The organism is Mycobacterium sp., from assembly GCF_052145595.1.
In the GTDB taxonomy this organism is placed as follows: Bacteria; Actinomycetota; Actinomycetes; order Mycobacteriales; family Mycobacteriaceae; genus Mycobacterium.
In genome coordinates, this window is sequence record NZ_JBKQOI010000315.1 from 1 (window position 1) to 24,929 (window position 24,929).

The 24,929-nt window shown below is 65.4% G+C and carries 23 protein-coding genes and 2 pseudogenes; 11 read left to right on the forward strand and 14 right to left on the reverse strand.

All coding sequences use genetic code 11. The annotated features are described in order from the left end of the window. Positions 1–6: 6 nt before the first annotated feature. Positions 7–939, forward strand: a pseudogene (locus tag ACLP4W_RS26440) (LysR family transcriptional regulator). On the opposite strand, the gene oxc reads toward ACLP4W_RS26440, so the two are convergent. Then, entirely contained in the window at positions 923–2,638 is a 1,716-nt protein-coding gene (oxc, locus tag ACLP4W_RS26445; RefSeq protein WP_442390339.1) for an oxalyl-CoA decarboxylase, read from the reverse strand. The pseudogene ACLP4W_RS26440 and the gene oxc overlap by 17 nt on opposite strands. Before the next feature lie 252 nt (positions 2,639–2,890). Here oxc and ACLP4W_RS26450 point away from each other — a divergent pair, with 252 nt between their 5' ends. Next, positions 2,891–4,495: a FadD7 family fatty acid--CoA ligase gene (locus ACLP4W_RS26450; RefSeq protein ID WP_442390340.1), complete on the forward strand. Its 1,605-nt coding sequence runs from the start codon at positions 2,891–2,893 to the stop codon at positions 4,493–4,495. A gap of 53 nt (positions 4,496–4,548) precedes the next feature. On the opposite strand, the gene ACLP4W_RS26455 is transcribed toward ACLP4W_RS26450, so the two are convergent. The 3 genes from ACLP4W_RS26455 to ACLP4W_RS26465 form a co-directional block, all read right to left on the reverse strand. After that, entirely contained in the window at positions 4,549–5,019 is a 471-nt protein-coding gene (locus tag ACLP4W_RS26455) for a DUF2231 domain-containing protein (protein WP_442390341.1), read from the reverse strand. A 31-nt stretch (positions 5,020–5,050) separates the two neighbouring features. Beyond that, the gene (locus tag ACLP4W_RS26460; RefSeq protein ID WP_442390342.1) at positions 5,051–7,198 is read right to left on the reverse strand and encodes an elongation factor G-like protein EF-G2; all 2,148 of its coding nucleotides are present in this window, start codon (positions 7,196–7,198) and stop codon (positions 5,051–5,053) included. Positions 7,199–7,387: 189 nt separating this feature from the next. Further along, positions 7,388–7,813, reverse strand: coding sequence for a TIGR03668 family PPOX class F420-dependent oxidoreductase (locus tag ACLP4W_RS26465; protein ID WP_442390343.1), 426 nt, complete (start codon positions 7,811–7,813; stop codon positions 7,388–7,390). A 97-nt stretch (positions 7,814–7,910) separates the two neighbouring features. On the opposite strand from ACLP4W_RS26465, the gene ACLP4W_RS26470 reads away from it, so the two are divergent. The 5 genes from ACLP4W_RS26470 to ACLP4W_RS26490 all read left to right on the forward strand — a co-directional run bounded on the left by ACLP4W_RS26470 (position 7,911) and on the right by ACLP4W_RS26490 (position 13,516). Further along, positions 7,911–8,363, forward strand: coding sequence for a nuclear transport factor 2 family protein (locus ACLP4W_RS26470; protein WP_442390344.1), 453 nt, complete (start codon positions 7,911–7,913; stop codon positions 8,361–8,363). Positions 8,364–8,490: 127 nt separating this feature from the next. After that, positions 8,491–9,570, forward strand: a complete 1,080-nt coding sequence (locus ACLP4W_RS26475) for a S1C family serine protease (RefSeq protein ID WP_442390345.1) — start codon at positions 8,491–8,493, stop codon at positions 9,568–9,570. A gap of 97 nt (positions 9,571–9,667) precedes the next feature. Beyond that, a complete protein-coding gene (gene treS, locus ACLP4W_RS26480) occupies positions 9,668–11,440 on the forward strand; it encodes a maltose alpha-D-glucosyltransferase (protein ID WP_442390346.1) in 1,773 nt (590 codons plus the stop codon). After that, positions 11,437–12,792 carry a maltokinase N-terminal cap-like domain-containing protein gene (locus ACLP4W_RS26485; protein WP_442390347.1) on the forward strand — a complete coding sequence of 452 codons (1,356 nt, stop codon included), beginning with the start codon at positions 11,437–11,439 and terminating at the stop codon, positions 12,790–12,792. Before treS ends, ACLP4W_RS26485 begins: the two co-directional genes overlap by 4 nt. A gap of 43 nt (positions 12,793–12,835) precedes the next feature. Further along, the gene (locus tag ACLP4W_RS26490) at positions 12,836–13,516 is read left to right on the forward strand and encodes a YoaK family protein (protein ID WP_442390348.1); all 681 of its coding nucleotides are present in this window, start codon (positions 12,836–12,838) and stop codon (positions 13,514–13,516) included. Positions 13,517–13,595: 79 nt separating this feature from the next. On the opposite strand, the gene ag85C is transcribed toward ACLP4W_RS26490, so the two are convergent. The 5 genes from ag85C to ACLP4W_RS26515 all read right to left on the reverse strand — a co-directional run bounded on the left by ag85C (position 13,596) and on the right by ACLP4W_RS26515 (position 17,475). After that, positions 13,596–14,600, reverse strand: a complete 1,005-nt coding sequence (ag85C, locus tag ACLP4W_RS26495) for a diacylglycerol acyltransferase/mycolyltransferase Ag85C (protein ID WP_442390349.1) — start codon at positions 14,598–14,600, stop codon at positions 13,596–13,598. A gap of 213 nt (positions 14,601–14,813) precedes the next feature. Beyond that, entirely contained in the window at positions 14,814–15,641 is an 828-nt protein-coding gene (locus tag ACLP4W_RS26500; RefSeq protein WP_442390350.1) for an ABC transporter permease, read from the reverse strand. Beyond that, complete coding sequence (locus ACLP4W_RS26505) at positions 15,631–16,461, reverse strand: ATP-binding cassette domain-containing protein (RefSeq protein WP_442390351.1); 831 nt, start codon at positions 16,459–16,461, stop codon at positions 15,631–15,633. The genes ACLP4W_RS26500 and ACLP4W_RS26505 overlap by 11 nt, the downstream gene beginning before the upstream one ends. A 2-nt stretch (positions 16,462–16,463) precedes the next feature. Beyond that, a complete protein-coding gene (locus ACLP4W_RS26510; RefSeq protein ID WP_442390352.1) occupies positions 16,464–16,919 on the reverse strand; it encodes a MarR family winged helix-turn-helix transcriptional regulator in 456 nt (151 codons plus the stop codon). Positions 16,920–16,977: 58 nt separating this feature from the next. After that, entirely contained in the window at positions 16,978–17,475 is a 498-nt protein-coding gene (locus ACLP4W_RS26515) for a metallophosphoesterase family protein (protein WP_442390353.1), read from the reverse strand. 36 nt (positions 17,476–17,511) lie between these two features. On the opposite strand from ACLP4W_RS26515, the gene ACLP4W_RS26520 reads away from it, so the two are divergent. Beyond that, positions 17,512–17,967, forward strand: a complete 456-nt coding sequence (locus ACLP4W_RS26520; RefSeq protein ID WP_442390354.1) for a MaoC family dehydratase — start codon at positions 17,512–17,514, stop codon at positions 17,965–17,967. 73 nt (positions 17,968–18,040) lie between these two features. Here ACLP4W_RS26520 and ACLP4W_RS26525 read toward each other — a convergent pair whose 3' ends face one another. From ACLP4W_RS26525 to ACLP4W_RS26540, 4 genes and pseudogenes are all read right to left on the reverse strand, one after another. Further along, a complete protein-coding gene (locus ACLP4W_RS26525) occupies positions 18,041–19,336 on the reverse strand; it encodes an acyl-CoA dehydrogenase family protein (RefSeq protein WP_442390390.1) in 1,296 nt (431 codons plus the stop codon). Positions 19,337–19,434: 98 nt separating this feature from the next. Next, positions 19,435–19,857, reverse strand: coding sequence for a VOC family protein (locus ACLP4W_RS26530; RefSeq protein ID WP_442390355.1), 423 nt, complete (start codon positions 19,855–19,857; stop codon positions 19,435–19,437). A 10-nt stretch (positions 19,858–19,867) separates the two neighbouring features. After that, positions 19,868–20,321, reverse strand: a pseudogene (locus tag ACLP4W_RS26535) (helix-turn-helix transcriptional regulator). 92 nt (positions 20,322–20,413) lie between these two features. Beyond that, entirely contained in the window at positions 20,414–21,511 is a 1,098-nt protein-coding gene (locus ACLP4W_RS26540; RefSeq protein WP_442390391.1) for a F420-dependent hydroxymycolic acid dehydrogenase, read from the reverse strand. A gap of 142 nt (positions 21,512–21,653) precedes the next feature. On the opposite strand from ACLP4W_RS26540, the gene ACLP4W_RS26545 reads away from it, so the two are divergent. Together ACLP4W_RS26545 and ACLP4W_RS26550 are read left to right on the forward strand one after the other, a co-directional pair. Further along, entirely contained in the window at positions 21,654–22,259 is a 606-nt protein-coding gene (locus ACLP4W_RS26545) for a GNAT family N-acetyltransferase (protein WP_442390356.1), read from the forward strand. A gap of 28 nt (positions 22,260–22,287) precedes the next feature. Continuing rightward, positions 22,288–23,040 carry an SDR family NAD(P)-dependent oxidoreductase gene (locus ACLP4W_RS26550; protein WP_442390357.1) on the forward strand — a complete coding sequence of 251 codons (753 nt, stop codon included), beginning with the start codon at positions 22,288–22,290 and terminating at the stop codon, positions 23,038–23,040. A gap of 39 nt (positions 23,041–23,079) precedes the next feature. Here the strand turns inward: ACLP4W_RS26550 and ACLP4W_RS26555 are convergent, their stop codons facing one another. After that, a complete protein-coding gene (locus ACLP4W_RS26555; RefSeq protein ID WP_442390358.1) occupies positions 23,080–23,754 on the reverse strand; it encodes a TetR family transcriptional regulator in 675 nt (224 codons plus the stop codon). Between the two features lie 70 nt (positions 23,755–23,824). On the opposite strand from ACLP4W_RS26555, the gene ACLP4W_RS26560 reads away from it, so the two are divergent. Beyond that, entirely contained in the window at positions 23,825–24,919 is a 1,095-nt protein-coding gene (locus ACLP4W_RS26560) for a ferredoxin reductase (protein ID WP_442390359.1), read from the forward strand. Positions 24,920–24,929 lie beyond the last annotated feature (10 nt).

Here is a 24,929-nt window from a genome sequence, read left to right on the forward strand (position 1 = left end):
GTGCGGGTGCTTTTCCGGCAGCTGGAGTACTTTGTCGCGGTCGCCCAGGAGCGCCACTTCGCCAGGGCGGCCGAGAAGTGCTACGTCTCGCAACCCGCACTGTCCGCCGCGATCGCCAAGCTGGAACGAGAGCTGAACGTCACGCTGATCAATCGCGGGCACAGCTTTGAGGGCCTCACGCCCGAAGGGGATCGATTGGTCGTGTGGGCGAAGCGGATTCTTGCCGAACACGATGCGTTCAAGGCCGAGGTACATGCCGTGAAATCCGGCATCACGGGAACGCTTCGGCTGGGCACCGTTCCAACCGCCTCAACGACAGCGTCCCTGGTTCTGTCGGCGTTCTGTTAGGCGCATCCGCTGGCGAAGGTGCACATCCTTTCCCGGCTGGCCGCCACGGAGCTGTACCGCAGGGTGCGTGAATTCGAATTGGACGCCGCCATTGTGCACGCCGCGCCCGAAGACGCCCACGATGTGGACCTGGTGCCGCTTTATGAGGAGCGCTACGTGCTGCTGTCGTCGGCGGACATGTTGGCCTCCGGTGCGTCGACGCTGACGTGGTCCGAGGCCGCGCAGCTGCCACTGGCACTGCCCACGGCAGAGATGCGCGACCGCCAGATCATCGACCAAGCCTTCGCAGGCCACGGCATCACGGTCACCCCGCAGGTTGAGACAGACTCCGTCGCTTCGCTATTGGCACAGGTGGCTACGGGAAACTGGGCGTGCATCACTCCACACACCTGGCTGTGGACATCGCCGCTGAAAGGAGAAATCCGCGCCGTCGAGATGGTCGATCCGGTGCTCAAAGCAGAGATCGCCCTCGCTACCAACTCTGCCGGGCCGGGATCGCCAATTGCCCGGGCGCTGAGCACATCTGCGCAAGAGCTCGCGCTGAACGAGTTCTTCGACGCGCAGCTGCTCGGAATCACGCGCCGACGCTGACCGCAGCAGGCGCTTTGGCTGCGCTGGTCGGATTGAGGCTGGCCAGATGTCCGCTTTCCACGCCCGCCGCCGGGTCGAGCTCGCAGTCGATGATCGACGGCCCGTTGGAGGCGATTGCTTCGGCCAGTGCCGACTGCAACTCCGACGGCGTGGTGACGTGATATCCCGTGCCGCCGAACGCCTCCGCGATCAACTCATGATGCGCACGAGCGTTGAGCACGGTGGGCGCCGGATCGTTACCGGTTGGCGCTTCGTCGCCGCGGTAGACGCCGCCATTGTTGAGGATGACGACCGTCACCGGCAGCCGGTAGCGGCAGGTGGTTTCGATTTCCATGCCGGAGAAGCCGAATGCGCTGTCACCCTCGATCGCGACGACGGGCTTGCCTGTCTCGACCGCGGCGGCGATGGCGTAGCCCATCCCGATGCCCATCACGCCCCAGGTTCCGGTGTCGAGCCGGTGGCGCGGCAGCTGCATGTCGATGACGTTGCGGGCCAGGTCCAGTGCGTTGGCCCCCTCGTTGACGACGTAGACGTCCGGGTTTTCCTGCAGCACTGTGCGAATGGCACCGAGCGCGTTGTAAAACCGCATGGGCTGTGGGTCTTCGGCCAAGCGCTCACCCATCTTTGCGTCGTTGCGTGCCCTGCGGTCGGCCAGCTCGTTGGTCCACTCCGCGGGTACCACGATGGGATGAGTCGCCAGGCCGTCGGACAGCGCCGACATCACCGACCCGATATCGCCCACCAGCGGCGCAACGATCGGCTGGTTGCTGTCGAACTCCGTTGCCACAATGTCGATTTGCACGAATTTGGCCTCGGCGGACCATTGTGGTGACTCGCCGTGGCCGAGCAGCCAGTTCAGTCGGGCACCAACCAGCAGCACCGCGTCGGCACGGGCGATCGCCAGCGAGCGCGCGGCCGCAGCGGACTGCGGGTGCGAATCCGGCAGCAGCCCTTTGGCCATCGACATCGGCAGGAACGGAATGCCGGTGGTCTCCACAAACTCTCGGATCACGGTGTCGGCCTGTGCATACGCTGCGCCCTTGCCGAGCACGATCAACGGGCGCTGCGCCCGGGTGAGCACGTCCAGTGCGCGATCGACCGCCTCCGGCGCGGGCAGCTGTCGGGGAGCGGGGTCGACGACCCGCCAAATAGTGGTGGCGGCGGCTGAGGCCTCCAGCGCCTGGCCCAGCACGTCACCCGGAATGTCAAGGTAGACGCCGCCCGGCCGCCCGGAGACCGCGGTGCGAATGGCACGTGCGACGCCGAGTCCGATGTCCTCGACCCGGGTGATGCGGTACGCCGCTTTCACCAAAGGCTTTGCGACACTGAGCTGGTCGAGGTCCTGATAATCGCCGCGCTGCAAATCGACCAGCGCTCGATTGCTCGAGCCGGAAATCTGGATCATCGGGAAGCAGTTCGTGGTGGCGTTGGCCAGCGCGGGCAGGCCATTGAGAAATCCGGGCCCCGATGTCGTCAAGCAGACGCCGGGGCGCCGGGTGAGGAACCCGGCGGCCGCGGCCGCGTTGCCGGCAGAAGTCTCTTGCCGGAACCCGATGTAACGCATTCCTGACGCCTGCGCGACGCGGGCGAGGTCGGTGATCGGGATGCCGACTATCCCGTAGATGGTGTCGACGCCGTTGGCCTTCAGGGCGTCGACGACCAGGTGAAAGCCGTCGGTCAGGGAGGTGCTTGTCGTCATGTCTCGACTCCTCGCGTGCGTGTCGGTGCCTCTTGTCCATCACTGTCGTCCGGGTTGTCCGCCGGTGTCCAAGACCAAGCCGCTATACAGCGATTCACGCCGGTTATCAACCGCTGGTCAGCGGCGTGACGCAAGCTCAATAGCTACCGATTATCGATCGTGAGCAGAAGAGTATTGGACTAACCGGCAGGTTTCTCGGCATGGTGCAACCAGGTGCTGTTACACATTAGGAAAAGCGGAAGGACCACGGCGATGTCTGAGTCGGTCACCCAGCAGGTTGTCCCGTCGGCGGAGCGAATCGGCGAATCCCCGCGCATCGCCGATCTAATCGCGGCGTTGGCAACGCGGGTGCCGGAGGCGCCGGCGCTCGTCGTCACTGCCGATCGCACACCGATCAGCTACCGCGACCTGATGCGACTGGCCGACGGCCTGGCCGGACAGCTGAAGCAGGGTGGCCTGCAGCCGGGTGACCGGGTCGCGCTGCGTGCCGGTAGCAACGCCGAATTCGTGGTCGGCCTGTTGGCGGCGTCGCGAGCGGAGCTGATCGTGGTCCCGCTGGACCCGGCCTTGCCCGTCAGCGAGCAGCGCGCCCGAAGTGGGGCGGCGGGAGCGCGGGCGGTGCTCGTCGACGGCATTGGCCCTGAGGGCAGCGAGGCCCGGCGGGAGCCGGACCTGCCGTGGTGGCCGATCGCGGTGACCATCGGCCCCCAGGACGGTGCCCCGGCGGTCAATCTGAACGCCGTCACGGCGCCCCAGCGAGACGTCTCGACGCCCGAGGGGCTGCGGCACGACGACGCCATGATCATGTTCACCGGCGGCACCACGGGGGTACCGAAGATGGTCCCGTGGACTCACGGAAACATCGCGAGTTCGGTGCGGGCGATCGTCGCCGGGTACGGGCTCGGCCCGCAGGACGCGACGGTCGCGGTGATGCCGCTCTACCACGGTCACGGCCTGCTCGCCGCGCTGCTGGCGACCCTGGCATCCGGCGGCACGGTGTTGGTGCCCGCGCGCGGGCGATTCTCGGCGCACACGTTCTGGGACGACATCGATGCCGTCGGGGCGACCTGGTACACGGCGGTCCCGACGATTCACCAGATCCTGCTGGAGCGCGCCAAGACCGGCCAGCCCGGGAGCAATCGTGCCGCGTTGCGCTTTATCCGCAGCTGCAGCGCCCCGCTCACCCCGGAAACAGCGCAGGCGCTGCAAGAGACGTTCTCAGCACCGGTGGTGTGTGCCTTCGGCATGACGGAGGCCACTCATCAGGTGGCTACAACAGGCATCGATCGAAACGAAAACCCCGCTGAGACAGCCGGCCTGGTGGGCCGCTCCACTGGACCGGAAATCCGGATCGTCGGGTCCGACGGTCAGCCCCTGCCCGCGGAAGCCGTCGGGGAGGTCCGGCTACACGGTCCCACCGTGGTGCGCGGCTACCTCGGCGACCCGGCGATAACCGCCGCCAACTTCACCGACGGATGGCTGCGCACCGGCGATCTGGGGTCACTGTCGGCGGCCGGCGACCTGAGCATCCGCGGCCGGATCAAGGAACTCATCAACCGGGGCGGCGAGAAGATTTCGCCGGAGCACGTCGAGGGCGTGCTGGCCACCCATCCCAACGTTCTGGAGGTGGCCGTGTTCGGCGTGCCGGACAAGTTGTACGGCGAGGCGGTGGGCGCGGTGGTCGTTCCCCGGGAATCCCCCTCGCCGACCCCGGCCGAGCTTGCGGCGTTCTGCCGCGACCGGCTGGCGGCCTTCGATGTGCCGGCCACCTTCCAGGAGGCCAGCGCGCTGCCGCATACCGCAAAAGGCTCGCTGGACCGCCGCGCCGTGGCCGACCAGTTCGGCCGCGGGGCGTGAGGGGATCATCGACGCGAGAAGGTCTGCGCGGCAGCGGGTTTGTCGACAGCCGCTCACTGAGCGGATGACGTCAGGTTTCCCCACGCGGCTCGCGCACCCGAATCGCCGATGCGGTAGGTCTGCACCAGGGTGGTCACGGCGGCGACGATCACCAGCACCCCGACCACGGAGCGCAGCGCGAATGTGACCGTGCGTCCGCGCGCCTGCCGGATGTGGACGGCGGCCAGGATCGTGACGGTGGCCACCAGCGCCGCCACGATGTAGATCAAGGTTTCGCCGAGTTGTGCATGCATGGTGAGCGCCGGCGACTTATCGACCCGAGTCTCCAACCACGCCCCCGCGCTGGTCGTCAAGGGAGTCAAGACGAGCGTGCCCACGGCGAGCAACAGAACCAGCCAGATCAGCCGCCGGCGCGCCGCGGGCCACAACGCACACAGGATCGCCAAGACCGCTGTCAGGGGAGCCAGGACGACAACGAAATGGTTGAGCAGGATGTGCGCGGGAAGACCGTTGAAGGTGGACATCGGTGCCAATCTCCAGTCATCTCAGGCGTTTTCAGACGGTGGTTTTCACCCGGGCGGCTGCGGATTCGGGCATGGGTTCGTAGCGGACAAACGAACGGGTGAACGACGCGGCCCCATGCGACAGTGAGCGCAAGTCGATTGCATAGCGTGTCAGCTCGACCTGAGGCACCTCGGCTTTGACCACGGTGCGTTCGTGGCCGGCGGTGTCGGTACCGAGCACCCGGCCGCGACGACCCGAGAGGTCGCCCATCACGGCACCGACGAAATCGTCGGGCACCAACACCGATATCTCGTCGATGGGCTCGAGCAATGCCACCTTCGTCGCCGCCGCCGCCTCGCGCAACGCCAGCGACCCCGCCATCTGAAACGCGAAATCCGACGAGTCGACGCTGTGGGCCTTGCCGTCGAGCAACGTGACCCGGATGTCGACCACGGGGTAACCGGCGTGCACCCCCTTCTCCATCTGCGCGCGCACGCCCTTCTCCACGCTCGGGATGAATTGCCGTGGCACCGCTCCGCCGACCACCTTGTCGACGAACTCGAATCCGGAGCCCTCCGGTAGCGGTTCCACCTCGATATCGCACACCGCGTACTGGCCGTGCCCGCCGGACTGCTTGATGTGGCGGCCGTGGCCTTTGGCCTTGCCGCTGATGGTTTCTCGCAGCGGCACGCGCAGTTCAACCGTGTCGACGGTCACACCGTACCGGTTGGCCAGCGCGTCCAGCACGACGCCGGCATGGGCCTCGCCCATGCACCAGAGCACGATCTGGTGGGTTTCCTGATTCTGCTCGATCCGCAGCGTCGGGTCTTCGGCGGCCAGCCGTCCCAGCCCGACCGACAGCTTGTCTTCGTCGGTCTTGGCATGCGCCTGAATGGCGACCGGCAGCAGCGGCTCGGGCATTGTCCACGGTTTAAGTACGAGCGGCTCGGATTTGTCCGAGAGAGTGTCGCCCGTTTCGGCCCGGCTCAGCTTGCCGATCGCGCAGATGTCGCCCGCCACGACGGCCGGCGCGGGACGCTGCTGCTTACCGAGCGGGAAGGAGAGGACTCCGATGCGTTCGTCTTCGTCGTGGTCGGGGTGGGTATTTCCATTCCCGCCGGCCGCCCCGAAGAACGACGCAAAATGGCCCGACACATGAACCGTCGTGTCGGGCCTGATGGTCCCGGAAAACACCCGGACCAGGCTGACCCTGCCGACGTAAGGGTCTGACGTCGTCTTGACCACCTCTGCCAGCAACGGTGCCTGAACGTCGCAGGCGAGCTCGGCGTGCGGAGCGCCCACCGGTGTAAAGACCTCCGGCAGCGGGTGTTCCATCGGAGACGGGAATCCGCGCGTGGCGACCTCCAGCAATTCCAGGGTGCCCACCCCGGTGCTGCTGCACACCGGGATCACCGGGAAAAACGAAGCCCTGGCAACGGCCCGCTCCAGGTCTTCGATGAGCACGGACTCATCGATCGACTCACCGCCGAGGTAACGCTCCATCAGGGACTCGTCCTCGGATTCCTCGATGATCCCCTCGATCAGGGTGCCCCGCGCCTCCTCGATCGGGTCGGCGTCCGATGGATCCAGCGCATGCATGGTCCGCTTGCCGTCGGAGTACTGGTAGCGCTTCTGCGACAGCAATCCGATCAGGCCGTCACTCGTCGGCAGGTAAAGCGGTAAAACCTTGTCGCCGAACGCGTTTTGTGCGGCGGCCAGCGCTTCGGCGTAGTTCGCCCGGGCGTGGTCGAGCTTGGTGATCACCACGGCGCGGGGCATGCCGACCTGGCTGCATTCCTGCCAGAGCGACTTGGTCGGCTCGTCGACGCCTTCGTTTGCCGCGATCACGAAAAGCCCGCAATCCGCGGCTCGCAGCCCGGCCCGCAGCTCGCCCACGAAGTCGGCGTACCCGGGTGTGTCAACCAGGTTGATCTTGATGCCGTCGTGTGACAGGGAGGCCACGGCAACGCCCACCGACCGCTGTTGCCGAATCTCCGCATCGTCGTAGTCGCAGACCGTGCTGCCGTCGGTAACCGAACCCGGCCGCGACAACACCCCCGCCGGTACCAGCAGGGCCTCCACAAGTGTGGTCTTGCCGCCCCCCGACGGTCCTATCAAGACCACGTTTCGAATGTCGCCCGGACCGTCCGCGGTGGGCGCCACTCCCGCGCCCTGGGAAGTATTCGTCCTGTCCGCCATGACTTTCCTCCAACTTTCCCCGGGCGCACCGCGCTGTACACCTACCTAGCTACCATTCACCCAACAACGGTTCACCACAAGACCGGCGGCCCGGATCGATGGATCCGGAAGCACCACACGACGGCGGTGACCGTTGCCGCCTGACGATTCGCGTGCTTTCCGACGTGCGCGCCCGGATGAGCCGCCGGCTCAGGCGTGCCAGCTGGACCAGCGGCGCACACTAACCGCGATCACCGGGCCGACCAACGGAACCGATTGATACTGAGGATATTTCGCGCGCAACAGCCGATAGCCGGTGTCCATTATCTCGTCGTCCTGATGAATCGCGGCGACACCGTCGACGCGGACCCACCACAACCGCGTCCAATCGTCGGCGTAGTGGTCGACGAGCAGACAGACTTCAGGGTTGCTTTCGATGTTGGCCAGGCGACGCGGCCATCGCGTCGTTTTCGGCTTCGCGTCGATGGCCGTGTAGACAACGCCGTGGCCATCCTGCGAGCCGCCGTCGAACGCGAACACCACCGGCACCAGGTGCGGTATCCCGTCGCGTGTCGTCGTAGCCAGTCGGGCTATCGGGGACCGTGTGAACCTGACCCTGGGGTCGAATTCGCCCACACCGCCAGCTTAGGGGGCGGGCCGCATTGCCCGGCTCCTCCTCCCGCCGCTACGCGGCACGCTCGGAAGATCGGGGTCGCCGCGCTAGGTTGACCGCATGCTGGCGGAGACGCAGATCACGACCCTTCTCTATCGCTATGCCGAGTGCATCGACACCGGCGACCTGGTGGCGGCGGCCGCGCTCTTCGACCACGCGCGCATCCGGATCGGTCCGGAGGACAGTATCGATGCGGCCCGGTGGCTGGGGATATGGAAGTCGCTGATCATGCTCCATCCCGACGGGACACCGCGAACCAAGCACGTGACCACCAATCCGATCATCGAGATCGATGAGGCCGCGGGCAGTGCGAGTTGCCGCAGTTACTACACGGTGTTGCAGCAGACCGACGACTTCCCCCTACAGACCATTGTCACCGGCCGCTACCACGACCGATTCGAACGCGTCGACGGTCAGTGGCGGTTCTCCTACCGCGACCTCACCCTCATCGACATGGTCGGTGACGTCAGCCACCACCTGGCTTATCCGATTACGCCGACCGGAGGAGCCTGAGGCCAATCAAGCCCTGACCACAGTGGTGAATAGCTACCTGGATTACGGTTATACAGATCATGTCGTGCCGCCCAGACCCGGAGACTGGGCCAATTCTGGTTGTCAACGCGATGCAGGAGGTTACGGGATGGGCAAATGGCACCAACGCTCAGTCTGGTGGTCATGGTTAGTCAGCGTGCTGGCTGTGGTCGGCCTGGGCCTGGGCCTGACCACGGTGCCGGTGTCCGCCACTACTTCTGGGCCGTCCACCCTGGCGCTCGACCGGCTCAGCGACCGGCCCGCGGCACCGCTCGACCCCTCGGCGATGGTCGGCCAGGTCGGGCCGCAGGTGGTCGACATCAGCACCAAATTCGGCTACAACAACGCGGTAGGAGCCGGAACCGGCATTGTCATCGATCCGGGCGGCGTGGTGCTAACCAACAACCACGTGATCTCGGGCGCCACCGATATCAGCGTGTTCGCAGTCGGCAACGGCCAGACGTACGCCGTTGACGTGATCGGCTACGACCGAGCCGCGGATGTCGCCGTCCTGCAGCTTCGCGGCGGAGGAGGCTTGCCCAGCGCCAACATCGGTGGCGGCGTCGCGGTCGGCGACCCGGTCGTCGCGCTGGGCAACGCCGGTGGCCAGGGCGGAACGCCCAGTGCCGTGGCGGGCAGAGTCGTCGCGCTCAACCAGACCGTCTCTGCTACCGATACCTTGACCGGCGCCGAAGAGAACCTGGGCGGGTTGATCCAGGCCGACGCCGCGATCAAGCCGGGCGACTCGGGCGGTCCCATGGTCAACAGCGGCGGGCAGGTGATCGGCATGAACACCGCGGCCACCGACAGCTACAAGATGTCCGGCGGGCAGGGCTTCGCCATTCCGATCGGTACTGCGATGGGCGTTGCCGGCCAGATTCGCTCCGGTGCCAGTTCGAACACGGTGCATGTCGGCCCGACCGCCTTCCTTGGCTTGGGCGTTACCGACAACGGCGGCAACGGCGCGCGGGTCGAACGTGTGGTCGGGAGCGGTCCCGCCGCGGCGGCCGGGATATCCCCCGGTGACGTCATCACCGGGGTCGACAACGTGCCGATCAACGGGGCCACCTCGATGACGGAAGTACTCGTCCCGCACCACCCGGGTGACACCATCGCGCTGCACTGGCGCTCCAGAGACGGCGGCGACCGCACGGCGAACGTGACGTTGGCGGACGGACCTCCGGCCTGACATCGCCCGGGATAATGTTCGCCTCCCAGCCAATTCCTTTGCTGGCGGGCGAGATTCCCGGTGTCCCGCCTCGGGTACCCGTGGCATCGTGGAATCGATGAACCACGCAAGCGACCCTGTCGAACACGATCCCGCCGAGGGCAGCCGCGTCGAGGATGGTGTGGTCGAGCACCCGGACGCCGAGGACTTCGGCCAAGCCGCCGCGCTGCCCGCCGACCCGACCTGGTTCAAGCACGCAGTGTTCTACGAGGTGCTGGTCCGAGCCTTCTTGGACGCTAACGCGGACGGTTCGGGTGACCTGCGTGGGCTGATGGGACGCCTGGACTATCTGCAGTGGTTGGGCATCGACTGCATTTGGTTGCCTCCGTTCTATGACTCACCGCTGCGTGATGGTGGGTACGACATCAGAGACTTCTACAAGGTGCTGCCCGAGTTCGGCACAGTCGACGATTTCGTCGCCCTGCTCGACGCCGCTCACCAGCGGGGCATCCGGGTGATCACCGACCTGGTGATGAACCACACCTCCGAGTCCCACCCGTGGTTCCAAGAGTCACGCCACGACCCGGATGGACCGTACGGCGACTACTACGTGTGGAGCGACACCAGCGAGAAGTACACCGACGCCCGGATCATTTTCATCGACTCCGAAGAGTCGAACTGGACCTTCGACCCGGTGCGCCGCCAGTTCTACTGGCACCGGTTCTTCTCTCATCAGCCAGATCTGAACTACGACAACCCGGCCGTTCAAGAGGCAATGATCGACGTCATTCGCTTCTGGCTCGACCTCGGGATCGACGGGTTTCGACTGGACGCGGTGCCGTACCTGTTCGAGCGGGAGGGCACCAACTGTGAGAACCTGCCCGAGACGCACGCTTTCCTCAAGCGCGTTCGCAAGGTCGTCGACGACGAGTTCCCGGGGCGGCTGTTGCTCGCCGAGGCCAACCAGTGGCCGAGCGATGTTGTCGAATACTTCGGCGACGCCAGCACCGGCGGTGACGAGTGCCACATGGCGTTTCACTTCCCGCTGATGCCGCGCATCTTCATGGCGGTGCGGCGCGAGTCGCGATTTCCGATCTCGGAGATCCTCGCCCAGACGCCCGAGATCCCGGACATGGCGCAATGGGGGATCTTCCTGCGCAACCATGACGAGCTGACGCTGGAAATGGTCACCGACGAAGAGCGCGACTACATGTATTCCGAGTACGCCAAGGATCCGCGGATGAAGGCGAACGTCGGAATCCGCCGCCGGCTGGCGCCGCTGCTAGACAACGGCCGCAGCCAGATCGAGCTGTTCACCGCGCTGCTGCTGTCCCTGCCCGGCTCGCCGGTCCTCTATTACGGTGACGAGATCGGCATGGGCGACGTGATCTGGTTGGGGGACCGCGACGGGGTGCGCACCCCGATGCAGTGGACACCCGACCGCAACGCCGGCTTCTCCAAAGCCAACCCGGGACGGCTCTACCTGCCGCCCAGCCAGGACCCGGTCTACGGCCATCAGGCCGTCAACGTGGAGGCGCAACGCGACACCTCGACGTCGTTGCTCCACTTCACCCGGACGATGCTGTCCGTGCGCCGCCGACATCACGCCTTCGCCATCGGTACCTTCGAGGAATTAGGGGGCTCGAATCCGTCGGTGCTCGCTTTCATCCGCCACGCGGCAGATGACGGCGACACCGTGCTGTGCGTCAACAACCTGTCCCGGTTCCCGCAGCCCATCGAGCTGAACCTGCAGCATTGGAGTGGCTGCACCCCGGTGGAGCTGACCGGGCACGTGGAATTCCCGCGCATCGGCCACCTGCCCTACCTGCTGACACTGCCAGGACACGGGTTCTACTGGTTCCAGTTGTCCGCATCTGAGGAGAATGCATGACTTCCCCAACCGAGCTGCCGGCCAAGCTGCCGTGGTCTGACTGGCTGCCACAGCAACGTTGGTACGCCGGACGCAACCGCGAGCTGTCCAACGCCGCGGCAAGCGTCGTCGTCCCGCTCCGCGACGACCTCGACCTGGTACTGGTCGACGCCGACTACGCCGATGGTTCCTCGGAGCGCTACCAGGTGATCGTCGGATGGGATTCCGCGCCGCTCTCCGAGTACAGCACCGTCGCCACGATCGGCGCCGCAGACGATCGGACCGGCTTTGACGCCCTGTACGACACCGGTGCGCCGCGATTCCTGCTGTCGTTGATCGACTCGTCGGCCGTCCGCGGTTCGTCCGGCACCGAAGTGAGATTCGCCAGAGAACCAGACGCCGAGTTGCCGCTGGAGGCCGCGCCGCACGTCTCCGATGCCGAGCAGAGCAACACCAGTGTGATCTTCGATCGGCGCGCCACCTTCAAGGTTTTTCGTCGGGTCAGCGGCGGCATCAACCCCGATATCGAATTGAATCGGGTGCTCGGCCGCGCCGGTAACCCGCACGTGGCCCGACTGCTGGGCACCTACGAGATGTCCGCACCGGACCGCGGCGAGGCTTCTCCCCTGGGCATGGTGACCGAGTTCGCGTCCAATGCCGCCGAAGGCTGGGCCATGGCCACCGCCAGCGTTCGTGACCTGTTCGCGGAGGGTGACCTGTATGCCTATGAAGTCGGCGGGGACTTCGCCGGCGAGGCCAACCGGCTCGGCGAAGCCGTCGCCTCCGTGCACGCCACCCTGGCGGAGTGCCTGGGTACGGCGCGGGAAGCGTTCCCGGTCGAAACCGTGCTGGCCCGCCTCTCGTCGACCGTGGCAAAGGTTCCTCAACTGGCGGAGTACGCGCCAACGATCGAAGAGCGATACCAAAAGCTCGCGGGCGAGACGATCACCGTTCAGCGGGTGCACGGTGATCTGCACCTGGGACAAGTGCTGCGTACCCCGGAAAGCTGGCTGCTGATCGACTTCGAAGGCGAGCCGGGCCAGCCGCTCGACGAGCGCCGGGCGCCAGATTCACCGCTGCGCGACGTGGCCGGTGTCCTGCGCTCCTTCGAGTACGCCGCCTACGGGCAACTGGTGGACCAGGCGGCCGACAAGCAGCTGGCCGCCCGCGCCCGGGAATGGGTCGAGCGCAATTGCACGGCGTTCTGTGACGGCTACACGGCCGTGTCCGGGATCGACCCACGGGATTCGGCTCAGCTGCTGTCCGCCTACGAACTGGACAAGGCCGTGTACGAGGCCGGCTACGAGGCGCGGCACCGGCCTGGATGGCTGCCGATCCCGCTGCGTTCCATCGCCCGCCTGACCGCCGCCTAGATCACGTGCTGCGGGCACCGCTGGTGTCTGAAAGCATGTCCGCGTGGCAAGTGGGATTTTCGATCGGGAAGCTCGATTGTCGTGGGTGCTGGCGGTGCTGGCCGGAGTGCTGGGCGCGACCGCCTTTACCCACTCCGCGGGATACTTCGTGACGTTCATGACCGGGAACGCCCAACGCGCCGCGTTGGGGTACTTCCGGCATGAGGCGTTGGTGTCGGTCACCGCGGGGGTACTCCTCCTGTGCTTCGTCGCCGGCGTGGTGGTCGCGTCGATGTGTCGGCGACGTTTCTGGGCGGAGCATCCGCACGGCCCGATCGTGCTGACGACCCTCAGCCTGCTGGCCGCCACCGCCCTGGACGTTCTCGACGAGGGCTGGGAAGAAAACTATCTCGATTTCCCGCCAATCATGTTGGTGGTCTTCGGCATTGGCGCCTTGAACACGTCGTTCGTCAAGGACGGCGAGGTGTCGGTGCCCCTCAGCTATGTGACCGGCACGCTGGTCAAGCTGGGCCAGGGTATCGAACGCCACATCGCCGGTGGAAAAGCCGCGGACTGGCTGGGTTACTTTCTGCTGTTCACCAGCTTCCTTTTGGGCGCCGCGATTGGTGGCTGCATCAGCCTGGTCGTCAATGGCACATGGATGCTGGTGGTGGCCTCGGTCATGTGCGCGCTGACAACCGGTTACACGTACTTCCGCCAGGACCGCCGGGCGCTGCTGGATTAGCGGGTCAGCCAAAAAGCATCGGCAGCAGCGCTGACCGGTGCGCTGCTGCCGATGCCGGCTTTTGGTGTTCTCAGGTGCCCTAGGCGTTGTTGTTGTTGCCGCCGTTGAGCACCTGCTGGATGTCGGGTTTCATGGCAACCAGCTGCTGATTCCAGTAGGGCCACGAGTGTGTCCCATTGGTCGGGAAGTTGAACACCCCGTTGCGTCCACCCGCGGCGACGTAATCGTTCTGGAAGGTTTGGTTGGTGCGCAGTGTGAGGCCTTCCAGGAACTTCGCCGGCACGTTGTCGCCCCCGACATCGCTGGGCGTGCCGTTACCGCAGTAGACCCAGATCCGGGTGTTGTTGGCGACCAGCCGCGGAATCTGGACCAACGGGTCGTTGCGCTTCCAGGCCGGGTCGGTGGACGGGCCCCACATGCTGTTGGCGTTGTAACCGCCCGAGTCGCTCATCGCCAAACCGATCAGCGTCGGCCACCAGCCCTCGGACGGGTTGAGGAAGCCCGACAGCGAACCGGCGTAGGGGAACTGCTGGGGGTAGTACGCGGCCAGGATCAGTGCGGAGCCGCCCGACATCGACAGCCCCACCGCGGCGTTGCCGATCGGCGAAACCTGTTTGTTGGCCTGCAGCCACGCGGGCATCTCCTGGGTCAGGAACGTCTCCCACTTGTAGGTGTAGTTCTGGCCGTTGCCCTGCGACGGCTGGTACCAGTTGCTGTAGAAGCTGGACTGGCCGCCGACGGGCATGATCACCGAAAGCCCGGACTGGTAGTACTCCTCGAAGGCCGGGGTGTTGATGTCCCAACCGTTGTAGTCGTCCTGTGCCCGCAGACCGTCGAGCAGATAGACCGCGTGCGGTCCGCCCCCCTGGAATTGGACTTTGATGTTGCGGCCCATCGACGGTGATGGCACCTGCAGGTATTCGACTGGAAGACCCGGCTTTGAGAACGCCCCCGCGGTAGCCGTGCCGCCGACGGCACCGACCAGACCGGACAACAGGGCAGCCCCTACGGCCGCGATAGCCAGCCGGCGCGGCATACTTGCCGTTGCGCCACGCAACTTCCGAACCCCTTCGAAGAACGACATAGCTCTCTACCCATCCCAACTTTCATCGACTCTTAGGTGCCGCATGGGTGCGGTCGAATCTGTTCTGGGCGAGTGAAACACAGGGGCAGGGCGTAATTCGTCTGTCGCGGCCGCAGTGCGAGATCGCGGTTGGCTAACGATTGGGAGTCGGCCAGGACTCGTAGCGATCAGGTCACGATTCGCTGTGGGAACGATATCTGCAAAGGCGTCCCCTCAGGAGACCAGGCGGCGCAAAAGCTTTGACGCCGTGGCGATTCCGATCACTGCCGCCAGCACCAGCACGAAGAGGTCCAGGGGGTCCAGCGGGGTGCCGATCAACAACGCACGCAGGGCATTGACCTCGTAACTCAGCGGATTGACCGTGCTCAGCACGTGCAGCCACGACGGCATCAAGTCGACCGGGTAGAGCGCGTTGGAGGCGAAGAACAGCGGCATCGTGATGGCTTGCCCGATCCCCATCAAACGGTCGCGGCTGCGAACCAGTCCGGCCAGCGTCATCGACAGACACGCGAAGAACGCGGCACCGAGCATGACGATGCCCATCGCCGCCAGGATCCGTAACGGATTGACGGTCAGGCCGACGCCCATCACGTAGGCCAGCGCCATCACACCCACGACCTGGGCGACCGATCGCACGCCGGCAGCGAATGCCTTGCCGGTGATCAGCGCCGACGCGGGCGCCGGTGTCACCATGAGCTTGGCGAGAATGCCGGCGTCTCGATCCCAGATGATCTGGATCCCGTAGAAGATCGAGATGAACAGCGCCGACTGCGCGATGATTCCCGGGGCCAGGAACGCCAGGTATGACACCGAGCCGGTCTTGATGACGTGTAAGCGGCTGAACGTGGTGCCGAAGATCAGCAGCCACAGTGCCGGCTGCACCATCCGCGTGAGGAGTTCGGTCCGATCGTGTTGCAGCTTCTGCAATTCCACGATTGCGAACGCCCCGACGCGGCTCAACGTCGCGCTGATTCGTCTCCACCCGCGAGGTGCGCGAACCAGCGTGCCCGCCGGAGCATTCGGGGCGTGATCAACTAGCACGGCTGGCAACCTTTCTGCTGGAACGGATTTCGCGGAACGAACCGGACGATTCCGTCTGATCCGACAAGTCCGATGCGGCATAGTGACGGAACACATCCTCCAGCGTCGCGCCGGGCGACACCTTGGATACCTCGGCCTTCAGCTTTGCGGTCGTGCCGACCGCGCGTAACACGCCGCGATGCATCAGCGCGACGCGATCGCAGAGTGCGTCCGCCTCTTCCATATAGTGGGTCGTCAGCAACACGGTCATGCCGAACTGTGCCTGCATGCTCTGCACCTGCGTCCAGACGCCGTCGCGGGCGATCGGGTCGAGCCCGACGGTCGGTTCGTCGAGCACCAACAGTGACGGACGGTTGACGAGCGCCTGGGCCACCTCCAGCCGGCGCACCATGCCACCGGAGTAGGACCCCGCCAGCCGATCGGCCACGTCGATCAGGTCCATGGCGACCAGCGCCTGCTCGACGCGCTCGGCACGTTCGGTGCGAGGCACACCGTACAGCCGTGCGAACCACTCCACGTTCTGCCGGCCGGTCAGTGCGGGCTCGATCGAAAGTTGTTGTGGTACGTAGCCGATGTTGCTGCGGATGTCCACCGTCTGACGGCGGGCGTCCAATCCGAAAATGCGTAACTCCCCGCGCTGGATTCCCGACAGCGTGGTGAGCATCCGCACCAGGGTCGTCTTTCCCGCGCCGTTGGGTCCCAGCAGGCCCATCGTCTCGCCGCGCCGCACCTGCAACGTCACATCATCGACGGCGGTGAACTGGCCGTAGCGATAGGTCAGGTGCCGGCAGTCGATCGCCATGGGTAGTAATTCGGTCATCATCATCTCTCCTGCAATAGTCGGGTCACCTTGTTGAGGATCTCCAACCCCTTTGTCAGAGAATCAAGTTCATCGTTGTCAAGTTCGCCGAGCACGTCGGACAGCAGCGCTCGCCGTGCGGTCCTCGACGCGTCGACGATCTGCTGCGTGGGCGCGGCGAGCCGGAGCTGGCAGACGCGACGGTCCGTAGCGCCGACGGTCCGCGTGAGCAGGCCGTTGGCTACCAGCTTGGAGACCAGGGTCGAGGCGGTGTTGGGCACCAGCCCGAGCTCGGCGGCCGCGGCGCGGACCGAAATCCCCGGTTGCCGACCCACCAGCCATAGCAGCTCCGACTGTGACTCGGTGAGTCGGGCGGAGTCGAAACCGCGACCGACGGACCGGCGGAGTTGGCGGCGGAATCGGCCTACTACGCCGAACAGATCGGCGACCACATCGGTACGTGACTTCAGTGCTTGCATATATACCTCTGTTTACGAGCTATATATGTGTGCAAGCTATGTCTGACCTGTCCCTCAGCTACTTGTCGAGCCGGTGGAGGGTCACATCCGTCAACGACCCGTCGTCGACGACCGCGGTGATGTAGCTGCAGAACGGCTGCCGGCGGCGGTCGGTCGGCGAGCCCGGATTGAGCAGGCGCAACCCGGTCTTCGTCGTCGTATCCCATGGGATGTGGCTATGTCCGAACACCAGCACCTGGCTGTCCGGGTAGAGTCGCGACATCCGGGCCTCGCGGCCGCTCGCGGCACCGGTCTCGTGCACAACGGTGAAACGCACGCCCGCCAGCGTCACGTCCGCTCGCTCCGGCAGCCGCGCCCGCAGGATGGGTCCGTCGTTGTTTCCCCAGCATGCGACCAGCCGAGCGGACCGGGATTCCAGCGTGTCGAGCAACTCGGGCGCCACCCAGTCGCCGGCGTGGATGACGACATCTGCCTTCCCGACCTCGTCCCATACCCGCGTGGGCAGGTCGCGCGCGCGTTTCGGGACATGGGTATCGGCAATTAGTAGCAGCCTCACGGGTTCTATGCTTACCCACGACCAGAGGAGAGACCCATGCGCACCTTCGAGTCAGTCGCCGACCTCGCCGCAGCCACGGGCGAGACCATCGGGCAAAGCGACTGGGTGATCATCACCCAGGAAGATGTCAACCTGTTTGCCGACGCGACCGGCGACCACCAATGGATCCACGTCGACCCGGAGCGGGCCGCGGCGGGTCCGTTCGGCACGACCATCGCCCACGGGTACATGACCCTGGCGCTGCTGCCGCGGCTGCAGCATCAGATGTACACCGTCAACGGCGTCAAGCTGGCAATCAATTACGGCCTGAACAAGGTTCGCTTCCCCGCGCCGGTTCCGGTTGGCTCCAAGGTGCGGGCGACTAGTTCGCTGCTCGGGGTCGAGGACGTCGGCGGCGGCGCCACGCAGGCGACGGTGTCGACCACTGTTGAGATCGACGGCTCGCCCAAACCCGCATGTGTGGCCGAAAGCATCGTTCGCTACGTCTGCTGATACAGCGCGCCGAGCGTCGACTAGTTGGGGCCAAAACCTAGGATTTGAGCCCAACAAGTCGACGTTCGGCCAGTTAGAATTCGGCGATCGAGTGTTCCAGTCGTTCGGCGAGTCGGGCCTGGGCCTCGGCGCGCCGGGTCGGTATGTGTGCAGACGGGAAAGGTGTTGTCACAGGCTGGTATTCACGCAGGGTGCGGCGGGCTACCGTCATCTTGTGCAGCTCGGTGGCACCGTCGGCGATGCCCAGTGACTCGGCGGCCACCATCATCCTGACGAACGGCATCTCGTCGGAGACGCCGAGCGCGCCGTGCAGGTGCATGGCCCGCTGCGCGACATCGTGCAGCACCTGCGGCATGGCGACCTTCACCGCCGCGATGTCGCGGCGCACCTTCTGGTAATCGTGGTGCTTGTCGATCAACCACGCGGTGCGTAGCACCAGCAACCGGAACTGCTCGATCTGAATCCAGCTGTCGGCGATCTTCTCCTGGGTCATCTGGAAATCGGCCAGTCGCCCATGTCTGGTCTTCCGCGACACCGCGCGCTCACACATCATGTCAAAGGCACTGCGTGCCAACGCGATCGTGCGCATAGCGTGATGGATCCGGCCACCGCCGAGACGGGTCTGCGCGATCATGAACGCTTGGCCCTCGCCGCCCAGCACATGGTCGGCCGGCACCCGGACATCGTTGTAGCGGACGTAGCCGTGCGAGCCGTGCTTGCTCGACTCGCCTCCCACCCCAACGTTGCGGACGATCTCGATGCCCGGTGTCTCGGCGGGAACGATGAACAGCGACATCTTGTCGTACGTGCGGGCGTCGGGCTTGGTCACGGTCATCACGATGAAGAACGAGGCGTGCTTGGCGTTGCTGGAAAACCACTTCTCCCCGTTGATGACCCAGTCGTCACCGTCACGGGTCGCGGCGGTGACGAACATCCCGGGGTCCGAACCACCCTGCGGTTCGGTCATCGAATAGCAGGAGGTGATCTCGCCGTCGAGCAGCGGCTGCAGATAGCGGGCCTTCTGCTCGTCGGTGCCGAACAGCGCAAGAATCTCGGCGTTGCCCGAGTCCGGCGCCTGGCAGCCGAACACCGAGGGTGCCCAGCGGGAGCGACCGAGGATCTCGTTGAGTAGCGCGAGCTTGACCTGACCGAAGCCCTGGCCGCCGAGTTCGGGCCGCAGATGCGCGGCCCACAGTCCTTGGTCCTTCACCTGCTGCTGCAACGGCCGCAGGATGGCCATCATCTCGGCGTTTTTTTTGTCGTACGGGTCAAGAGCGACCAGATCGAGCGGTTCGAGTTCGTCGACCATGAATTTTTCGACCCAGTCCAGTTTCGCCTGGTATTCCGGGTCCGTTTCGAAGTCCCACACCGTCGGCCACCGTTCCCCGGCGCGCCGTCGCACCGGCATCTTAGATATAGCGAGCTGGAGCCATCCTAGATGCGGCCGCGCGCCGTGGGTTGTCGCGGTCAGCCGCCGATGTCGGCCAACTGGGTCAGCCGAACACTGTTACCGGATGGGTCGCGGAAACCGCAGTCGATGCCGTATGGCATCTCGTGCGGCTCCTCGGTGAACTCGACGCCTCGGGACTTCATCTTGTCGTAGGTGGCCTGGCAGTCATCGGTGGTGAGGAACACCGTGCCGGCGAAACCCTTCGCCATTACTTCGCTCACCTGATTACGGGTCGCGTCGTCCATCACCGGCGGACCTGGTATCGCCATTAAGACGATAGACACGTCATCCTGTCCCGGTGGGCCGACCGTGAGCCACCGGAATTGGAGCTCCGGCAACGAAACATCTTGTCGCACCTCCATGCCCACCTTTTCGGTCCAGTATTTCAGTGCCACGTCCTGGTCATGCACCCACAAATGGGCGCTGGCGATCTTCAACATGGGCACGACGCTACGGGCTGTCTACGTCGTCCGTCTTCTTCCTGTGTGCTGTCTTGACGCGGCTGTCGGAGGGCCGCCGGGTATCCCGCCGCAGGATGCAGCTCGGCACCCGAGCGTGCACCGACGCCGATGGGAGGCTGGCCCTGTAGGCGGCGGGCGGCAACCCATACATGCGGCCGAAGGTGGTGGTGAACGAACCGACGCTCCGGAGACCCACCATGACGGCGATGTCGGCGACAGAACGGTCGGTGAAACGCAGCAGCGCGGCAGCTCGTTCCAACCGGCGCGTCTGCAGATAGGAGCGCGGTGATTCACCGAATGTCCGAGTGAACATGCGGCTGAAGTGGCCGCGCGAGAGCCCGGCGGCAGCGGCCAAATCATCGACCGTGATCGGCTCGGCGTAACGGGCGTCGGCGAGGTCTTTGGCGCGCAGCAGATAACGGGCCCGGAGGAGCCTGCGGCATGGGTTCAAGTATGGCGGCGGACCGTTGGTCTTCTGAATCGGCCTGACAAAAGGCCTGACAAACGGCCTGACAAACGGCAATGTGCGGCAACTTCAGTGCAGCTTGGGTAAGACGTTGGTGCGGTAGAAGTCGATGGCGGTGACGGGGTTGTCCTGGGGGAAGTGCAGAAACGGAATTGCGCCGGCATCGAGAACCTTTTGCACGGCATTGATGTGGGGGGTGGGGTCGGCGCCGACCGTCCAATTGGCGAGCACCTTGTCGTTGGGATTCGACTCGGCGGCGCGCTGGATCTCGACGGGATTCGGCTGGTCTACGGCCCCGGCAGTAAAGCGCCACAAGGTGGCGGCGCGGGCCGCCTCGTTGATGTCGCCGACGACCGCGAACATTTCCGCGCGCTTGGCCAGGGTGGCGGGATCGCGCCCGGCGGCTTGTGCGCCCGCACTGAGCGCTGCCAACAATTTCGGGTTCGTGACATCGCGGGCCTGGGTGATCCAGCCGTCGCCGTATTGACCGGTCAGTTTCGCGCTCTTGGGGCCGCTGGCGGCCACGAAGATCGGCGGCGGCGTGGTCGGGGTGTCGTAGAGCTTCAAGGAGTTCGTCTGAAAATAGCGGCCGGAAAAAGAGATTCGTGAACCGCTCCACAGCTGGCGGATCAGTTCGATCGCCTCGACCAGACGGTCGTGGCGCTCGGTGTAGTTGCCGAACGCGTTGGTGGTGGCCTGTTCGTTGAGTCGCTCGCCAGTGCCCAGTCCCAAAAACACCCGTCCCGGGCTCAGGATCGCCAGAGAGGCGAATGCCTGTGCCACGGTGGCGGGGTGATACCGGTATGTAGGACATGTCACTCCGGTGCCAAACGAGATGCGGTTGGTGCTGTTGCCCACCAGCGCCAGGGTTAGCCAAGGAAACATCGAATGGCCCTCGTTGTCCTGCCACGGCTGAATGTGGTCGCTGGCCCACACGTACTGAAAGCCACCTTGCTCGGCCGCCTGGGCTTGCGCCACCAGCTGATCGGTGCGGAACTGCTCGTGCGAGAGCACGACCCCCACACCTTTACCCGCGGGTGGCGGGGGACTGGCGGGCCTGCCCTGGTCGGCTCCGGGTTTTCCGCAACCTGCGGATTGTCCGGCGGCGCCGAGCATGCCCGCGCCGAGGGCCATCCGCCCAAACGCTCGCCGCGAGACGCTTTTGATCGTCATCGATGTCCTGGCTACCATCGCCGTTGTCCTGGGCTTCATCATGACTGTCCGGGACTATTCGTACCAGTCCGCCTCCTGGGGTTCCCTCGTGGCGGGACCGACGGTTGCCGCGGCATCACGCACTAGCCTGACGTAGGTGACCCCGCAGGCGCGCCCGGCGCGCAAAGACGATGTCCGCGAACTCTCGCGCATGCTGGCCCGGGCGTTTTTTGACGACCCGGTGATGATCTGGCTGCTGCCCGATGAGAAGGCGCGGCCCGCGCATCTATACCGGTTGTTTGCGACCATGACCCGTCACCACCATCTTGCCCGCGGCGGCGTCGAGGTGGCCTGCGATGGACCGGGTATCGGCGCGGCGGCACTGTGGGATCCGCCGAATCAGTGGCAGGAAACGCGCCGAGGACAGCTCGCGATGACGCCGACGTTCATCCGGGTGTTCGGCCACCGTTCGATGAAAGGACGTGCGGTACAGGAACACATGAAGCGCGCGCACCCCGAAGAACCGCACTGGTATCTGGCCGTCATTGGAAGTGATCCGTCTGTACGTGGCAAAGGCTTCGGACAAGCATTGATGCGGTCACGGCTGGACCGCTGCGACGCCGAATACTGTCCGGCCTATCTCGAATCCTCGAAGCTCGAAAATGTGCCGTATTACGAGCGTTTCGGTTTCACGGTAATTCGTGAGGTCGTGCTGCCCGACGATGGCCCAACGATGTGGACAATGTGGCGGAAGCCGCGGTAACGGCTGCGGCGAGCGATACCGTAGGAGTATGCGATTTGACGGTAAGACGGTCTTCATCACCGGCGGTGCGGTCGGGCTTGGGCGGGCATTCGCCCGAGCACTGATCCGCGAGGGGGCCGCCGTCGCGATCGCTGACATCGATACCGGGGGTGCCGACCGGACCGCCGCCGAGCTGACGTCACACGGTGCTCAGGCGATCGCGGTGGGTTGCGATGTCGCCGACGAGCATCAGGTAGACGCCGCCGTCGCCGCAACGATAGAGAAGTTCGGCGGGATCGATATCCTCATCAACAACGCCGGCCGCCATCTGATGAAGTACAACCAGCCCTTCGGCGCGCTTGCCCGTGCCGACGTGCGCGGTTTGTTCGACGTGAACGTCATGGGCGTCGTCAATTGCACTCTGGCGTGCCGTGATTCGATGCGCACACGCGGTGGCGGCGTGGTGCTGAACATCTCCTCGGCGGCAGGCTTTCTGAGCGGCACTCCGTACGGGGTGTCCAAACTCGCGGTGCGCGGGTTGACCATCGCCTTCGCGGCCGAGTTGTCCGCTGACCTGATTCGGGTCAACGGAATTGCCCCGGGCCTGACCAACACCGAGAGCGCGTTGGCCGACCTGCCGCCTTCGATGGTCGACGACTTCGTTCAGGAATTGCAGTTGGTGCGCCGGATCTGCACCACCGACGACGTGGCGGCGGCCATGCTCTATCTCTGTTCAGCAGACGCGTCGTTCATCACCGGGGAAACCCTCAAGGTCAGCGGCGGTTACCCGCTCGCCATCTGAGGCGCGCCAAGAGCGAGAAGGCGAACCCCTCGGCGAGCGTCACGGACTGCTTCGCCAGCCGGCTATGCCGACGGCGATCATCCGCAATTGCTTGACGGCGATCCGCCGGATATCTTCCAGTGCCTCGGCACTCTGCGCGTCCTCGATCGCTTCCGCGATGACGATCATCGCGTTCACGAACAGCGTCGCGAGGACATTGAGGTCCTCGGTGGTCCACGCGTTGAGCCCCGGGAAGCGCGCCAGGTCGGTGGCCAGCTCGGAAGTGATCAACCGGATCTCGGTGCGGATCGCGTAGCGCAGCACACTCAGCCCGCTGTTGCGCTCCCGGCCGATGAAACGCCAGTGCTCCCGTCGTTCGGCGACACTGCCGATCAGGATCTCGACGGACGACTCAATCACCCGGTTCGGGTCTAGCTTGCCGGCGCGTGCCTCGCGCAGCGTGTCGCGCAAGCTGCGGAACGATTCGTCGATGAGCACCAGCCCGAGGGCCTCCATCGACTCGAAGTGGCGGTAGAACGCCGCGGGTACGATCCCGACCTCCCGGGTCACCTCGCGCAGGCTCAGGCTGCTGAAGCTGCGGTCGTGCGCGAGCTTGAGCGCCGCGGCGATGATGGCGCGGCGGGTTGCCTCCTTGCGCTGCTCACGCGACGGACTTTCGTGTGAGCGCTCGCGGCCAGACCGGTGCGGCCGTGAGCTAGGAGCACGGCTGTTCACTATGTGAACCGTACCACAAACCTGCGTTAAACCCTTGACTACCTGCGGATCGCGGTAGCACAGTGTACATATGTTCACTCAGAATGCTACCCAGAATCTTGCGCAAACCCTGCGCAAGCGAGTCCTGGGGTCGGACCTGCTAGACCTGCTCACAGGTCCCCACGGCGTGGACCGTTACACCGAACTGGTGGCGCCGACCTGGACGCTGGGCGAGGCCCGCGCCAAGGTCGTCGACGTGCGCAGGACCACACCGCGCAGCGTGACCCTGACGCTGGCTCCCAACGAGACCTTCACGTCCGCCCACGTCCTCCGGGCCGGCCAGTACGTCAACCTCACGATCGACATCGACGGTCGTCGGCACACCCGCTGCTACTCGCCGGCCAACGCCGAAGGCAGCGCCGACCTCGAGCTGACGATCGGTCACCACGACGGCGGGCTCGTGTCGAACTACTTGTACGAGCGTGCCCGTCGCGGCATGGTGGTCGGGCTGGCCGGTGTCGGCGGCGACTTCGTGCTGCCGGTTGCGCGGCCGCGGCGGATCTTGTTTGTCTCCGGCGGAAGCGGCATCACGCCTGTCATGGCGATGCTGCGCACGCTGCTCGCCGAGGGCCATCAGGGCGAAATCGCTTTTGTGCATTACGCGCGAACCGCCGCCGAGGCGTGCTATCGCGTGGAACTTGCCGCCCACAAGGATCAGCGCGGCGTCCGCGTGCTGCACGGCTACACCCGATCCGACGCCGGCGACCTCGTCGGCCGGTTCGGGCCCGAGCACCTGGCGGCCGCCATGCCCGCACCCGATGTGGTCTTCGTCTGCGGGCCAACCGCTTTGGTCGAGGCGGTCCGGTCGCACTGCGACAACGTGTACACCGAAAGCTTCGTGCCGCCGGTGTTCGAGCCGTCGGCCAACCCATTGGGCGGGCGAATAACGTTCGCCGACAGCGGTGTCGACGTCGTTGACGACGGACGCCCGCTGTTGGAACAGGCCGAATCGGCTGGCCTGACGCCGGCAAACGGATGCCGGATGGGCATCTGCCACACCTGCACCCGCCGCAAGACCGCCGGCACGGTGCGCAACCTGGTCACCGGCGCCGTCTCGACAACGCCCGACGAGGACGTGCAGATCTGTGTGTCCGTCCCGGTCGGTGACGTTGATCTGTCCCTCTAGCCACCAAACT

Coding starts and splice junctions, on each gene's coding strand:
- ACLP4W_RS26470 (WP_442390344.1), top strand. CDS start 7,911: ATGCTGGCGGAGACGCAGATCACGACCCTTCTCTATCGCTATGCCGAG.
- oxc (WP_442390339.1), bottom strand. CDS start 2,638: ATGACGACAAGCACCTCCCTGACCGACGGCTTTCACCTGGTCGTCGAC.
- ACLP4W_RS26520 (WP_442390354.1), top strand. CDS start 17,512: ATGCGCACCTTCGAGTCAGTCGCCGACCTCGCCGCAGCCACGGGCGAG.
- ACLP4W_RS26550 (WP_442390357.1), top strand. CDS start 22,288: ATGCGATTTGACGGTAAGACGGTCTTCATCACCGGCGGTGCGGTCGGG.
- ACLP4W_RS26450 (WP_442390340.1), top strand. CDS start 2,891: ATGTCTGAGTCGGTCACCCAGCAGGTTGTCCCGTCGGCGGAGCGAATC.
- ACLP4W_RS26560 (WP_442390359.1), top strand. CDS start 23,825: ATGTTCACTCAGAATGCTACCCAGAATCTTGCGCAAACCCTGCGCAAG.
- ACLP4W_RS26475 (WP_442390345.1), top strand. CDS start 8,491: ATGGGCAAATGGCACCAACGCTCAGTCTGGTGGTCATGGTTAGTCAGC.
- ACLP4W_RS26505 (WP_442390351.1), bottom strand. CDS start 16,461: ATGACCGAATTACTACCCATGGCGATCGACTGCCGGCACCTGACCTAT.
- ACLP4W_RS26455 (WP_442390341.1), bottom strand. CDS start 5,019: ATGTCCACCTTCAACGGTCTTCCCGCGCACATCCTGCTCAACCATTTC.
- ACLP4W_RS26530 (WP_442390355.1), bottom strand. CDS start 19,857: ATGTTGAAGATCGCCAGCGCCCATTTGTGGGTGCATGACCAGGACGTG.
- ag85C (WP_442390349.1), bottom strand. CDS start 14,600: ATGTCGTTCTTCGAAGGGGTTCGGAAGTTGCGTGGCGCAACGGCAAGT.
- ACLP4W_RS26485 (WP_442390347.1), top strand. CDS start 11,437: ATGACTTCCCCAACCGAGCTGCCGGCCAAGCTGCCGTGGTCTGACTGG.
- ACLP4W_RS26510 (WP_442390352.1), bottom strand. CDS start 16,919: ATGCAAGCACTGAAGTCACGTACCGATGTGGTCGCCGATCTGTTCGGC.
- ACLP4W_RS26460 (WP_442390342.1), bottom strand. CDS start 7,198: ATGGCGGACAGGACGAATACTTCCCAGGGCGCGGGAGTGGCGCCCACC.
- treS (WP_442390346.1), top strand. CDS start 9,668: ATGAACCACGCAAGCGACCCTGTCGAACACGATCCCGCCGAGGGCAGC.